The following is a 582-nucleotide window of genomic DNA, read 5'->3' as shown; positions in this document are numbered from 1 at the left end:
CGCCGAGTTCGGTCTGGATGAGCAGCAGGCCACCCAGGCCGGTATAATTGCCTGATATCGTCAGCCGATCGGTCGCCCCGGTGCTGCCGTTGGTCAGGTCGATGCGTCCGGCATTGGTGACCTGCGCCAGCTGGCCGGCCGTGAAGGCCTGGATCGCCGCGTTGAAACCGCCGCCATAGAGCGTGCTGGAGGCGTCGACGCGGAGCGAACCCGTGCCGGTGCCGCTGTCGCCCAGCACAAGATTGCCGTCGAGCGTCAGCTCGGTATCGTTGGTGGCGCCGATGCTTTCCCAGTTCTGCAGCCGGCTGATTCCATCGAGCTTGACGTTGTCGAGGGTCAGCGCATCGGTGCCGAGACCACCTGATATGGCATCCGTGGCACCGAGATTGGCGTTGGTGAGGTTGCTGAGCTTGGCGGTGTCGTTGTCGCCGCCGAGATCGACGGAGCCATAGATGATGCCGCCGCCGTTCCAGACGAAGTTGTCGGCGCCAAAGCTCATCAGGATATCGCCACCGACCGTGCCGCCGGTGACCGTCACGCTGTCATTGCCGCCGCTGACGCTGATGTTGCCGCCGATGGTGC

General features: G+C 64.6%; 1 pseudogene. It reads right to left on the bottom strand.

The window, feature by feature from the left end:
- Positions 1–582: pseudogene (locus tag FCU66_RS40365) on the bottom strand (autotransporter family protein); the annotation flags it as partial.

Origin of the sequence: Mesorhizobium norvegicum (assembly GCF_004919685.1) — a bacterium.
In the GTDB taxonomy this organism is placed as follows: domain Bacteria; phylum Pseudomonadota; class Alphaproteobacteria; order Rhizobiales; family Rhizobiaceae; genus Mesorhizobium; species Mesorhizobium norvegicum.
This window is presented reverse-complemented; position numbering and strand designations above follow the sequence as displayed.